The following is a 12958-nucleotide window of genomic DNA, read 5'->3' as shown; positions in this document are numbered from 1 at the left end:
CGAAGGAGTGAATTGATGGCAAGTCGAACGAGAATCAGAAAGCTTGCAGAAGCTTATTTACCCTTGGTACACTTGTGGAGGCTCATCCCCCCCCAAAAAAGGGGAAACTGCGGGCGTAACTCAATTGGCAGAGTACTAGCTTCCCAAGCTGGATGTCGCGGGTTCGAACCCCGTCGCCCGCTTTTCGCAGAATCACCCTCCCTATTTCCCGAATCCATCTGCCGTGATTCGCTTCATTCGTGCGTACTCAACTCTGAGTGCAAAACGGGCTTTTCCGTGCTGCAAGCAGTCGATTATCGGGCAAAAGTCCTCCAAGCTTTTCGCAGATCAGCTGCTTTTGCCATTCGAGTTCAACGCCCATCTGCTGTAGAATCCAGCCTTAGATCTATCATGGAGGACGATCGATGCGGCAGATTCTTTGCTTGCTTACGGCGGTCATCGCCCTGCAGAACGGTTCGGCGAATGCCGACTGGCCAAAAGCATTTCGAATGGATGCAAATCTCTACGACATCTGTTTCATTGATGCTCAAATCGGCTGGACGGTCGGCGACCGAGGCACGATTCTCAAGACATCCGATGGTGGAGCGACTTGGCACCTCCAATCGAGTTCTGTCGACTGTCGCTTGGAATCCGTTCATTTCCTGGACCAGAATCATGGCTGGGCAGTCGGTGGTCAGACCGTTCCCTACACCCACCGAACGTTGGGCGTCTTGCTAAAAACTCATGATGGGGGACAAACCTGGACCAAACAGGAAAACAATTTTTTACCCTGGCTGACTCAGGTCGAATTTTTCGATCAACAGCGAGGGATTGTGGCTGGGCATCCCTCCGCGATGTACCCGTCTGCCGTTCATCGCACGGAAGACAGCGGCAAGCATTGGAAACCGTGTTCGGGTAAGACCAGTGGCGGCATCTTCGCCAGTTTCAATCCCGATGGTAACGGCCTGTTGATCGAACGTGACGGCAGGCTCACTCGCATGGAATCGCAACGCCTAACACCTTTGTCGAAAGCGCCTTTAGGAGGCGCCTTAGCAAGACAACTCTACATGCAATCGGCAAGACAAGGAATCATCTGTGGAACTCAAGGTCGAATTGGATTGACTCGCGATGGTGGAACCAACTGGTCGAAACCTGAAAACTTGGTCCCCGATCAATGGTTAGCCGAATACGATTGGCTGGCAATGGCAGGTCAGGGCCAACAGGCTTGGATTGCCGGCGTTCCTGGCAGTCACGTCCTGCATACCAACAATGGCGGCAGATCGTGGGAGGTGCAACAGACAGGCCAGAGTCTACCTATCTTTGCCTTGCACTTTGCTGATGCAAAATATGGCTGGGCAGTCGGAGCGATGGGCACCATCCTCGCGACAACCGATGGCGGCACGACTTGGCATACCCAAAACGGCGGACCGCAACGGCTGGCAGTCACCACAATCGTCAGCAACATTGCCGATATACCCTGGGAATTTCTCGCGCAAGCCACCGCAGGGGAGGGATTCCTCGCCTCGATTGAAGTCTTGAGCGGTCCCGCCCCGATAAACCAAAGTGCCGGAACCGTTCCGATTGCGAGCCGCCTCTATGATGCGGCAACATCCGTTTCGTGCACCGGTGCAAATGTCATCCAGTCGCTACCCACTTTCGATCCACAACTCAAATTGACCGCCGCCCAAATCTCGAAGAACTGGGATCTTGCGATCGGCACTAGCAGTCGAGAGCAACTGACGGAGTACCTGGTCCGCCAATTTCGCTTGTATCGTCCGGAGATGGTGCTGATCGCCGATCATCCCCAACGGGCCCAAGGAGCATTTGAACTCAGTCGAAACCTGGTTCGCAATGCGATCGATCAAGCCGCCGATGCACAATCGTATCGGTCCCAAATCGACTTTGGTGGATTGAAACCATGGCAAGTTCGACAAATCGCTACTCGGACGAATACGGAATCGGAACAAGCGTATCGTGTCAGCGATTCACGATTGGTGTTGTCGATGGGTCAATCCAACGCCAATTTAGCAACCAAAGCTCGTTCGATTGTTTGCTCGCATTATCAACCAAGCACAGAACTTTTGCTGTTTGACATTGTCGGTCACGATGGTGTCGCTCGAAACCGGCGAAAGCGTTCACGTCTGTTCGACAGTGCGACACTTTCTCGCGATGAACGCATGCATCGAATCGAATTGAACATTCACGATAATTTCCGGCAAATGCAACGTCATGCTCAACAACGGCGAACGGTCGAAAGCTTGTTACGCAATGCAGAAACAAAAGGGCCAATCCAACTGCAGCAAACCACTCAGTTGTTGCGTGACCTCCCTGAACAAGACCGGGGTGATCTAATGTACCAGACGGCGATGCAACTCAGTGCCAAAGGACAAAGCGCTGATTCGTTCGCCTTGCTTTCGCAAGTAGCCGAGATGCCGAAACATCGATTCGCCGAATCGGCCTCGCTGCTGCAGTTCACCGTTCTCTCCAGTGAAGAAGGTCAACAACATTGGAAGCTCCCAACGGAAAACCAAATCGAACATTTAGCCACGGCGGCTTTCCAAGTACCGCAGAGCGACAAAGGAGTTCGCCCGGCGACCTTTGAGAAACCAACCCAAGGCCGAGACGCATCGACTGTAGGCCCTTTGGAATCGAATGTCTCTCAACAACGACAAACCCAAGCATTGAATGTGGCCAAAGAGATACAACTCAAGCGCCCCGACCTCTACTTTGAACCGATGTTTCGTTTTCCTCTAGCCGCTTTGCACCGGCGACTTGGTCGTCGTGAGGAAGCGGAAAGATTCTGGCGTTACCAACTCGCAAATCAAACGGATCCGTTTTGGAAGAGCTGTGCTGCCAATGAAATCAGTCTCATTAAGCGGAACCAGCTTCACACACCCACGCTGCACGTCTGTCGTCTCACCCAGTCGCCACCATTTTTGGATGGTGAATTGAAAGACGACACATGGACAACCGCTTCGCCGATGATGCTCAAAGTTCAAACGAATGGGGTCGGTGATCTGAACACCGAACTTTTCTGGGCCTGGGATGAAAAGTTTCTCTATCTCGCAGCTCGTTGCCAACGTGCCGATTACGGCCTGAGCATTCAATCAACCGAATCCAGAAAACGTGATGCTGATCTCTCCAACCACGACCGACTGATCTTGCGTTTGGATACAGACCGAGATTATTGCACACACTGGAAATTGGTGATCGATGACCGTGGCTGGGCCGTCGATGCGCTCAATGAAGACTCGTCTTGGGATCCGAATTGGTATATTGCAGCTCACGATGATCTTAAAAGTTGGACAATCGAGGCAGCGATCCCTTGGCATCAACTTCGCTCAAAAAATCCTATCCCGCAAAGCGCATGGGCCTTAGGGATCCAGCGGATTGTGCCCGGTTCCGGAATGCAAAGCTGGTGTCCTGGTGACACCAACCCCAGTGAAGCTCGCTTTGGGATGCTGGTTTTTGAATAGCCGCACCTTGACGACAGAGTTGGGATCAGCGACTCTGCCCGTATGGCATACTTAATCGGCACGGACGAAGCTGGGTACGGCCCCAATCTGGGACCGCTGATTGTCTCGACTACCGTTTGGAAAGTCGCAGATGGCAAGCTTGACGGTGATCTCTACGATTCCCTGAGTCCATCCGTCTCGCGCAGTTCGATCGATGACGAAAACGTCATCAGCATTGCGGACTCCAAAACGCTCTATCGACCGGGCGGTGGTCTCGCAGCTCTCGAACAAGGTGTCTTGTCAGCGATTAGTCAGACCACCAGTTGCCCGACGGACTGGCGACAGCTTTGGTTGCACCTCTGCCCAAAGGCCGGAGAACATCTGGGGGAACTGCCTTGGTACAAGGATTTCCAATGTTCAATCCCGCTCGATCTGGACCAGGCCAAACTTGGCGAACTTACCGATCACTTAAAAAGTCAATTAACACAAGCGGGCGTGGAATTGCTCAGCATTCGTTCGACCGCAGTCTTTCCTGCGACGTTCAATCGGTCAGTCGAGCAAACCGGATCGAAAGGCACACTGTTATCGGCAACCACCCTCGAACTCGTCGCAGAACAATTAAATCAATTGCCTCCAGCTCCGACACAAATCATTTGCGACAAACACGGAGGGCGCAATCGCTACGGTGGACTTTTGCAGACAAGCCTCGCGTCTGGGCTAGTCCGAGTCATTGCGGAAGGTAGGCAAGAAAGTGCCTACGAATTTGGCACCCCCCAACAGCCAATTCAAATCAGCTTTCGAGCTGGCGGAGAGAGCTTCCTGCCATCAGCACTCGCATCGATGACCTCCAAGTATCTTCGCGAAATGGCCATGCGAGCATTCAATCATTTTTGGGCAGAACTCGTCCAGGATTTGAAGCCGACCGCCGGTTACCCGGTAGATGCGAAGCGATTTAAACACCAGATCGAGCCAACTCAAGCGAAACTTGGCATTCAAGATCACGATCTCTGGCGAATTCGATAGCCGAATCTCGACGAACTTCAGCGTTCTCTGCAACGATTCAAACAACTCGCACCTAGACCCCAATGGATGTCGTTTCTACACTGTCTTGAGGGTTTATTTCTCTGAAACTCGACTAACTGCTTCCGAACAACGACTGTCAGCTTCAACTGAAAATAATTCCATGCCAAATAACGATGAAGAACTTTACCAGGAGCACGTGCTCGACCATTACGAGGACCCCTATCATCGGGGTCAATGCGAAAAGGCCACTCATGCCCATGAAGACGACAACCCCCTCTGCGGGGATATTGTTCGAATCGAGCTCAAGCTAGACGAAGGGGGTAAAATCCACGACGTTTGGTTCGACGGCGATGGATGTTGCATCAGCCAAGCCTCCGCCTCCATGTTGATCGAAAAAATGAATGGCAAGTCAGTGGATGACGTCAAGGATTTCAGCGCAGAACAAATGCTGGATCTATTCGGCGCTCGCTTGACACCCAATCGACAAAAATGCTGCCTGTTGTCCTGGCGCGTGTTGCAATCCGCCATTTTCTCGCCCCTCGACGCGAGCGACCCGGATTCGAATCCGGGTCCAGATTTCAACGGCCCGGATTTGGGAGAAGAATCGTAATGAGCGTTGCCGACTCCACTTTGCCACTTGATCCCGAACGATTACGTGCCGACTTCCCAATTCTGTCGACTGTGATTCATGGCGACAAACCGCTCGTCTACCTCGATAACGCGGCCACCACACAACGTCCACGACAAGTAATCCAATCTCTGGTCAACACCTACGAAAAAAAATACGCGAACGTCCATCGCGGCATTCATTGGCTGAGTGACCAAAGTACGGATTTATATGAGGAAGCTCGTGGCAAAGTCCAGTCATTCTTGAATGCCCCCTCCCCGCAAGAGATTATTTTCACCACAGGAACGACGCATTCGATCAACCTGGTCGCTCGCAGTTGGGGAGACGCCAATATCCAGGCGGGTGACGAAATCATCCTCACAGAGATGGAACACCATTCGAACCTCGTACCCTGGCAACAGCTCGCGGAAAGATCCCAGTGTAAGCTTCGCCACATACCGATAACGGACGATGGCCTGCTGTGCCTTGAATCCTACGCGAAACTATTGAGTGAGAAGACGAAGCTAGTAGCCTTCACCGCCTCCTCGAATGTTTTGGGCACCACCAATCCCGTGCAACAAATCATTGAGATGGCTCGATCCGCCGGAGCTAAAACGTTGGTGGACGCTGCCCAGAGTGTTCCCAAAATCAAGACCGACGTTCAAGCACTCGGTGCGGACTTCTTGGTTTTCAGCGGCCACAAAATGATGGGCCCCTCCGGAGTGGGCATCCTCTACGGACGCGAGAACGTTTTAGAAGAGATGCCACCGTTTTTTGGCGGCGGCAGCATGATCCGGCGCGTCTATCTGGACCGCTACGAACCGGCAGACCTGCCGGCAAAATTTGAAGCCGGTACCCCGCCAATCGTACCCGCCATCGGGCTTGGTGCGGCGATCGATTACCTGGATCAGGTTGGCCTGGACAGCATTCACCAGCATGAAAAAAACTTAACAGAACGGGCTCACGCGGCCTTAGAAATGATTGGTGGCATTCACTTTTTAGGCCCAGCCCCCGAATACAAGGTGGGCATCGTCAGCTTTACGGTCGACGGAGTCCATGCCCACGATGTTGCCCAACTTCTAGATCGCGAAGGAATTGCAATTCGGGCCGGCCACCATTGCACGATGCCACTGCACCGGCGTCTCGGAATCAATGCAAGCAATCGAGCCAGTTTCTACCTCTACAACACGCTCGCTGAAATCGATCAGATGGTAGCTGCTATCGAGGGGGCGAAGCACCTGTTTCAACGCAAAGGGCGTAAATCGAGTCGGCCACAATAACGACCGGTTAAACCGATTCGCTTTTCCTGCCGACAAACGTGTAGTAGGGTGCGCGAACGAAGGGCAAGTAGGGAATCTTTGCACGATGCTCGCCGACGCTCACAGGCTCGAAATGGCCATGCAGATAGGGGAAATGGTCGGCGGAAGGAAAGACGTTATCATTGCCAAACCATGCGGGCCAAAAATGGCGAGTCCACCAGGCATGCCTCTCTGCGGTTGCTTGAGGATACTTGCGAGAGACGTAAAAATCGACGACACCGATCAGGCCTCCCGGTCGCAGCATCCGTAAAGCATTTTCGATTGCAGTAAACCAATCGGGAATCATCGTCAGCGAATAAGAGAAGGTGACGACATCGACAGGCTCTTCTGGCTGAAACGTTGTCGCATCAGCCGTGCAGGCCCGGGCATTCGACCAGCCCCGCTCCTTGAATCTCTTGTCGGCCACTTCCAACAACGACTTTGACAGATCGACCACATAAACGGATTTGAGTCGTTCAAGATCATCAGCACGGTACTCGACGTTGGACCCCGTACCGCCTCCCATGTCCACCCACACGCCCGCGTCGGGCAATTCAAGGGACGAGTACATTTCCTCCCGCCCCTTGAGCAGCCGACGTCTAAAATCATCGTACGCATCGGCTTGCCCCGAGTAGAAACTCTCCATCCGCTCGGCATGATCACGGCCACGTACCGGCTTGACTGCAAGATGATACAGCACTCTCAGGTCAGCAAGTAACGCCATCGAAGATTTCCCAAAGCAGCTACGATAGATTCTCTCGAAGCAAACGGAGCAAGGGTCAGGCCGCAAGATCTGCGATGTGAAAACTTCCGTAGGTGTGGACGCGATCTTGATCATGCAGATTATCGGCCAACTCTCGATCGTACTTCAACAGTTCGCCCATTTGTCGTGGTTGACCGTTGAACCGAACCCGAGCTTGATTAACGAATTCGGTCTGCAGCCCACCGCTACGCCAGAGAAATCTCGCGTCGGGCGTTGCCTTCCGCAAAATGGCTCCCCATTCGGATTCCAGCAAATGGTAGTGGTGGTTCGAAAGCCAATCCATGTGATCCAAAAGGACAAATCGTGAAATGGGCTCTGACGCTGAATCCAAGAAACCCTCCACGGTGTTGGTATGGGCCGTAACACGATCAACAAGGCCTTCTTTGAGCCGTTGAAAATTCTCGGGCTTAAGATACTCGGGGCAACAGTTTTGCGTGTACTCGCCGGTAAGATAGACGCGCCAAAAGTAATTGTCCGCCAAGGGCAATCGGGCAAACACGGCTTCAACACAATCCTGTACGAATTTTACGATCCCGCCATCGTAGTCGTCATCTACCTGTTGTCGCTGAGCTTTCGGCACACCAACCATTGATAACGTCGCATTCCGACCCATCGCAAACTTTAAGGATCGCGTCCAGAATCTCTCACGCAAATGCTCATCATAAATTCGACGTTGCTCGTCGACCGATGCGGCATCCAAAATGGCATCAAGCCACTCCCGCACACGAAGCACACGATCAACATAGACATTCATTACCTTTGCGAACGTGCCAGAGGTGCCACGATAGTAGAAAGGACGATGGCGATTGTCAAAAAACCGAATCCAGCGGTCCCAATATTGCTGCGACCACGGAGAAATCGAAGTTCGCAGTACTTGGTGATAAGTATCAACCGCATCTTTCATGCGACCGCGACCAAACATGTCGAAGAAATCTTCGTATTCTAAATGCCGAATGCCGGCCAGCTTGAGCTCGAGCAAGGCATTTTGGCGAGGATTCATATCGACCGCGTGCACGTGGCGCGGTGCTTCCAACGCATAGTCCAACGCATTGCAACCCGCCGACGTGATGACCACCACACGATCATCCGGACCCAGATCGAGCGCCACGCGATCCAGACGTGGATCCTCCCAGCAGGTGTTGTAGACGAGGTTGTTGCCGTGAACCATGTTGAACATTCGACCGTTCAACCAATCCGAAATACGCATTTTGATCTCTCTTCACAATGGTTGACGTCGAAGCAGCACGCGACAAGCCAGAATGACTTCCGCAGCGGGAAATAAGATCCCCTGTTCTTAGACGCCTTTTCGATGCGGCAACTAACGCGATCTGCCCTCTGACGGGCCCAATCGCACGCCCTGATTCTAACCTTCCTGGTATTGCCCACAAGCTGCCACCCCCGTTGGAAGACCGCCACGCAAAAACACTGCCAAAACAAGCAGCCTGAGCAAGATAGGGAAGGCCGGAGCCAAGCGGCCCCAATCCACCGTTCGAGAACGAGACCGGGCGTGGCTGTCGCGGAAAACGCCGCTACCAAAAGAAAGCGTCCTCGAAGGCGGCTAAAGCCAGCTTTCGAGGACGCACCAGGGGGCAAAATAATCGTTGGAACGTGGTCGGCTTTAAAGGGCCGAACCTGCTGCCAACTTCTTGGTAAGATAACTCAAAATGTCACGTACGGATATCACCCCTACAGCGCTACCCACACCACCCAGTATAGGTAGATGGCGATAGCCGCCAATATCCATCTGGTGAACCGCAAAGGCAATCCGAGTCGATTCTCTAATCGAGGCAGGATTCTCGGTCATATAGTCGGAAATCGGGTGGTCGAGCAGATCGGCACTCTGCGTGTTCAACCGCAGCAGCGCATCTCGTTCACTAAAAACCCCGATAATCGTTTCTTGATCATCGACGACAAAGACGCAACCGATGCCCTCGCTGACTAACAGATCAAGCACGTCTCGCACGGGCGTTTCGCCCACGACGCTAATTGGCGGGATCGTTTCCAGACTCCCCGCCTTGTCATTCAGCAGGCCGATTTCGACCGCATTTTTTGGATCGGGAAGATGCATGTCACTGAGTGGTTGGCCGCACTGATCGCAGACGTCGACGCCCTGGATGTTATCTTCACCACACAGTGGACAAGGAATCATGATGTCACCGTCCAGGTGTCGCCCGAATTAAAGAGTTGCTCGAGATCACCTTCGCCTTTGGTCTCGCGTGCCACATCGATTTGCTTGTTTAATTCTTCGTCGTACTTGGGTCGATCAACGGCACGAAAAACGCCGATCGGCTCCGGGAACTCGGGGTGTCGCATACGGCTTAGTAGATAAGCCAAACTGGGCTCTGACGATTTCTCATCGTGGAACAAGAGATCGTCCTCGGTGATGCCTTTCCCCAACTCAACAACTTCAGGTTCCATCCCGTTGAGGCGAATTCCTTTATCGCGATCTTTGCCAAAGATCAGGGGTTTCCCGTGTTCGAGTTGAATCGTGTTATCAGAGCGACTCGATTTGTCCGTTGCATACTCGAAGGCACCATCATTGAAGACGTTACAGTTTTGATAGACCTCAACGAAGGCCGTGCCGCGATGCTCGGACGCTCGCTTCAAGACCATGCCGAGATGCTTGATATTTACATCAATGGAGCGAGCGACAAACGTACCTTCGCATCCGATCGCAATCGAGAGCGGGTGTAACGGATTATCAATGGCGCCCATCGGAGTGCTTTTAGTAATTTTTCCGAGTGGTGAAGTCGGCGAATACTGACCCTTCGTGAGACCGTAGATACGATTATTGAAGAGCACGATGTTGATATCGAGGTTTCGGCGAATCGCATGCATCAGATGATTGCCGCCGATACTGAGGCCGTCACCATCACCGGTAATCACCCACACCGTCAAATCGGGTCGCGCGGATTTCAAGCCGGAAGCGATGGCAGGTGCACGACCATGAATGGAATGCATGCCGTAAGTGTTCATGTAGTAGGGAAAGCGACTCGAACAGCCGATCCCGGAAACAAATACCAGCTTTTCTCGCGGGATCCCCATCGTTGGCAAGACTTTTTTCATCTGGGCCAAGATCGAATAGTCCCCACATCCCGGACACCACCGCACATCTTGGTCACTGGCAAAATCGGATGCCTTCAGGACCGGCAATTCAGTACTCATTTTCGTATTTTCTTTCAGCTTCTCGTGTTTTCAATGCTGCTTTGAACAGAGGTGATCTGACTGCCGGCGTTCGCCTTGAGTCAGGAATCGAGCAGATTTCTAACGAATTCAACAATCTCACCGACTGAAAACGGTTTGCCTTGCACTTTATTGAGGCCGTAGGCATCAACCAAGAACTTGGCTCGAATCAGCAGTCGGAGTTGCCCCATATTCAACTCAGGGATCACGACTTTTTTAAAGCCACCGACGAGTTCACCGAGGTTTTTCGGCAAGGGGTTGAGGTATCGCAAATGGGCGTGCGAGACCGAATTACCTTCTGCCCGCAACCGTTCGACAGCGGTCGTGCAAGCCCCGAAAGTACCTCCCCAGCTGAGCACCAGAACGTCGCCAGTCACCTCTCCATTGACCTCCTGGAGTGGCACATCGTCGGCAATCTTCGCCACTTTGAGAGCACGCGTATCCGTCATGTGCTGGTGGTTCATGGGGTCATAACTGACGTTGCCGGAAACATCATCTTTCTCAAGGCCACCGATCCGATGGGTGAGCCCCTTGGTGCCAGGCAGGGCCCATGGGCGAGCCAGACGTTCATCCCTTTCGTAGGGCAGAAACGGTTCGCTGTCATCGTCGCGGGCTGGCGGATGCTTGACGTCGATCGTCTTTAAATCGGCCACATCGGGAATACGCCAAGGCTCAGAACCATTAGCGATGTAACCATCGGAGAGCAAAATCACAGGTGTCATGAATCGCACTGCGATCCGCCAAGCCTCTTGAGCCACATCGAAACAGTCTGCCGGACTGCGTGCAGCGATGACAGGAAGCGGCGACTCACCGTTTCGACCGAACATCGCCTGAAACAGGTCCGATTGCTCCGTTTTCGTTGGGAGCCCCGTGCTGGGGCCACCGCGTTGGATGTTTACGATGATCATCGGCAATTCAAGCATCATCCCTAACCCCATCGCTTCACCTTTCAGAGCGATACCCGGGCCGGAGGAGGTCGTAATTGCCATGGCTCCACCGAAGGCAGCACCGATCGTAGCGGTCACCGCAGCAATTTCATCTTCCGCCTGAAAGGTACGAACTCCGAAGTTCTTGAAGCGACTGAGTTCATGCAATATGTCGCTGGCGGGTGTGATTGGGTAGGAACCCAAAAACAGTTCAGTCTTGCTCATTTTGGATGCGGCCACGAAGCCCCACGCGAGAGCGTCGTTTCCGGTCATATTGCGATAGGTGCCGTCTGGCAGTTTGGCACGATCGACTTGATAACTACTGGCGAATGCCTCGGTCGTCTCGCCATAGTTGCGACCTGCTCGCAGCGCCCGACGATTGGCTTCAGCAATTGTCGGCTTCGTGCCGAATTTGTTTTCGATAAACCGTTCCGTTGCATCCAGACCACGACCAAACAGCCAATAAACCAGCCCCATGGCGAAAAAGTTGCGGCAGCGATCCGCTTCTTTTTGGCTGAGTCCAAGCCCCTCTACCGCATTTCGAGTGATTTTGGTCATCCCTACTTTGAAGAGCCGATAGCCGTCGAGGGAATCATCCTCGAGGGGATTCACTTCGTAGCCGGCTTGAACCAAGCTTTTTTTGTCAAAGCTGTCTTCGTTAACAACCAGAATCCCCCCCGACTCGAGATCCGCAAGATTGGTTTTCAACGCAGCCGGGTTCATTGCCACGAGTGCGTTCAAATTATCGCCCGGCGTGAAAATATCTTCCGAAGCAAAATGAATTTGAAAACCGCTTACGCCAGCCAGAGTACCCCGAGGCGCTCGAATTTCAGCCGGAAAGTCCGGAAAGGTCGCCACATCGTTTCCAGCAAGTGCCGAAGTGTTCGTGAGCTGTGTCCCGGCCAATTGCATGCCGTCGCCCGAGTCGCCAGCAAAGCGAACCGTTGCCGATTCAAGCGTAATGATTTCCTTGGATGTTCCAGATTTATCTTTAGTAGATGTCGCCATCGTGAATGCCAAATATCAAAGATTGAAAGAAATGATAGGGTTCCGAAGAACACAATTGTCGCGGAGGGCGGGTGACAAGGACAACAAGAAACAGATCAAGCTCCTTCTCGCTGCTTTGTCGTGTCATCCGGGCTGGGAGGTAAATTATAAACAAATTGAGGAAAGTGTTGAACGATGTAATGCAGGATGGCCGTCACCTTGAGCAGGCCGACGGGACGATGGTCATCGTCGACCACGGGAAGGCGTCGATAGCCGCCAGAAGACATTCTCTTAATGGCGGCTTGCACCGTATCTCCAGGCTGGATCGTCACCGGATCAACGCTCATCGACTGTTCAATCGGGCCGTCGAGGTCCGATTGAGCCGCCATCATCCGCAATGCATCTCGCTCCGTGTAAATGCCGACTAATTTGCCATCGCGACAAATCAGTACATTTGAACGGCGAGATTTTTTGAGCATTTCAAGCACAGCTCGAACCGATATTTCCGGGCCCACACACAACGGCTCGGAAAGATCGATGTGCTCAACCTTCTCTGTATCCAGGTGGAGCTGAAAGACCACGATTGGTCGCCTTACATAGGGTTTCAGGGGCGGAACTTGTGCCCACGGGAACACAAAGGTGTCCGAACCAGCCCAATCAGATTCGATCCCACCTCAGGCTCCCCTTTATCACTAATCGGCCATCTCGAGGGCGTACCGCCAACGGCAGCCGATCAG

10 protein-coding genes and 1 tRNA gene are annotated in these 12958 nt (G+C 53.0%); 5 read left to right on the top strand and 6 right to left on the bottom strand.

Translation table 11 applies throughout. The features are described from left to right. Positions 1 to 109: 109 nt before the first annotated feature. From P8N76_14095 to P8N76_14075, 5 genes are all read left to right on the top strand, one after another. Positions 110 to 182: transfer RNA gene (locus P8N76_14095), tRNA-Gly, on the top strand. A 222-nt stretch (positions 183 to 404) separates the two neighbouring features. Continuing rightward, positions 405 to 3455, top strand: coding sequence for a YCF48-related protein (locus P8N76_14090; protein ID MDG2382796.1), 3051 nt, complete (start codon positions 405 to 407; stop codon positions 3453 to 3455). Between the two features lie 42 nt (positions 3456 to 3497). Then, positions 3498 to 4457, top strand: a complete 960-nt coding sequence (locus tag P8N76_14085; GenBank protein ID MDG2382795.1) for a hypothetical protein — start codon at positions 3498 to 3500, stop codon at positions 4455 to 4457. A 160-nt stretch (positions 4458 to 4617) separates the two neighbouring features. Beyond that, positions 4618 to 5067, top strand: a complete 450-nt coding sequence (locus tag P8N76_14080) for an SUF system NifU family Fe-S cluster assembly protein (protein MDG2382794.1) — start codon at positions 4618 to 4620, stop codon at positions 5065 to 5067. After that, complete coding sequence (locus tag P8N76_14075) at positions 5067 to 6344, top strand: cysteine desulfurase (protein ID MDG2382793.1); 1278 nt, start codon at positions 5067 to 5069, stop codon at positions 6342 to 6344. Before P8N76_14080 ends, P8N76_14075 begins: the two co-directional genes overlap by 1 nt. 7 nt (positions 6345 to 6351) lie before the next feature. Here the strand turns inward: P8N76_14075 and P8N76_14070 are convergent, their stop codons facing one another. From P8N76_14070 to P8N76_14045, 6 genes are all read right to left on the bottom strand, one after another. Next, a complete protein-coding gene (locus P8N76_14070; GenBank protein ID MDG2382792.1) occupies positions 6352 to 7086 on the bottom strand; it encodes a class I SAM-dependent methyltransferase in 735 nt (244 codons plus the stop codon). 55 nt (positions 7087 to 7141) lie between these two features. After that, positions 7142 to 8332: a BtaA family protein gene (locus P8N76_14065; protein ID MDG2382791.1), complete on the bottom strand. Its 1191-nt coding sequence runs from the start codon at positions 8330 to 8332 to the stop codon at positions 7142 to 7144. A gap of 411 nt (positions 8333 to 8743) precedes the next feature. Beyond that, entirely contained in the window at positions 8744 to 9274 is a 531-nt protein-coding gene (locus P8N76_14060) for a CBS domain-containing protein (protein ID MDG2382790.1), read from the bottom strand. Further along, positions 9271 to 10290, bottom strand: a complete 1020-nt coding sequence (locus P8N76_14055) for a 2-oxoacid:ferredoxin oxidoreductase subunit beta (protein MDG2382789.1) — start codon at positions 10288 to 10290, stop codon at positions 9271 to 9273. Before P8N76_14055 ends, P8N76_14060 begins: the two co-directional genes overlap by 4 nt. A gap of 80 nt (positions 10291 to 10370) precedes the next feature. Continuing rightward, the gene (locus P8N76_14050; protein ID MDG2382788.1) at positions 10371 to 12242 is read right to left on the bottom strand and encodes a 2-oxoacid:acceptor oxidoreductase subunit alpha; all 1872 of its coding nucleotides are present in this window, start codon (positions 12240 to 12242) and stop codon (positions 10371 to 10373) included. Positions 12243 to 12337: 95 nt separating this feature from the next. Then, positions 12338 to 12802, bottom strand: a complete 465-nt coding sequence (locus P8N76_14045; protein MDG2382787.1) for a CBS domain-containing protein — start codon at positions 12800 to 12802, stop codon at positions 12338 to 12340. Between the last annotated feature and the right edge of the window lie 156 nt (positions 12803 to 12958).

It is taken from the genome of Pirellulaceae bacterium (assembly GCA_029243025.1).
Taxonomy (GTDB): domain Bacteria; phylum Planctomycetota; class Planctomycetia; order Pirellulales; family Pirellulaceae.
The sequence above is the reverse complement of the archived record's forward strand: the minus strand, read 5'-3'. Positions and strand labels throughout refer to the sequence as shown.

Bases quoted from the DNA above. Each gene is read 5' to 3' on its own strand.
- P8N76_14060 (MDG2382790.1), bottom strand. From the start codon at position 9,274: ATGATTCCTTGTCCACTGTGTGGTGAAGATAACATCCAGGGCGTCGAC.
- P8N76_14065 (MDG2382791.1), bottom strand. From the start codon at position 8,332: ATGCGTATTTCGGATTGGTTGAACGGTCGAATGTTCAACATGGTTCAC.
- P8N76_14080 (MDG2382794.1), top strand. From the start codon at position 4,618: ATGCCAAATAACGATGAAGAACTTTACCAGGAGCACGTGCTCGACCAT.
- P8N76_14050 (MDG2382788.1), bottom strand. From the start codon at position 12,242: ATGGCGACATCTACTAAAGATAAATCTGGAACATCCAAGGAAATCATT.
- P8N76_14090 (MDG2382796.1), top strand. From the start codon at position 405: ATGCGGCAGATTCTTTGCTTGCTTACGGCGGTCATCGCCCTGCAGAAC.
- P8N76_14085 (MDG2382795.1), top strand. From the start codon at position 3,498: ATGGCATACTTAATCGGCACGGACGAAGCTGGGTACGGCCCCAATCTG.
- P8N76_14070 (MDG2382792.1), bottom strand. From the start codon at position 7,086: ATGGCGTTACTTGCTGACCTGAGAGTGCTGTATCATCTTGCAGTCAAG.
- P8N76_14055 (MDG2382789.1), bottom strand. From the start codon at position 10,290: ATGAGTACTGAATTGCCGGTCCTGAAGGCATCCGATTTTGCCAGTGAC.
- P8N76_14075 (MDG2382793.1), top strand. From the start codon at position 5,067: ATGAGCGTTGCCGACTCCACTTTGCCACTTGATCCCGAACGATTACGT.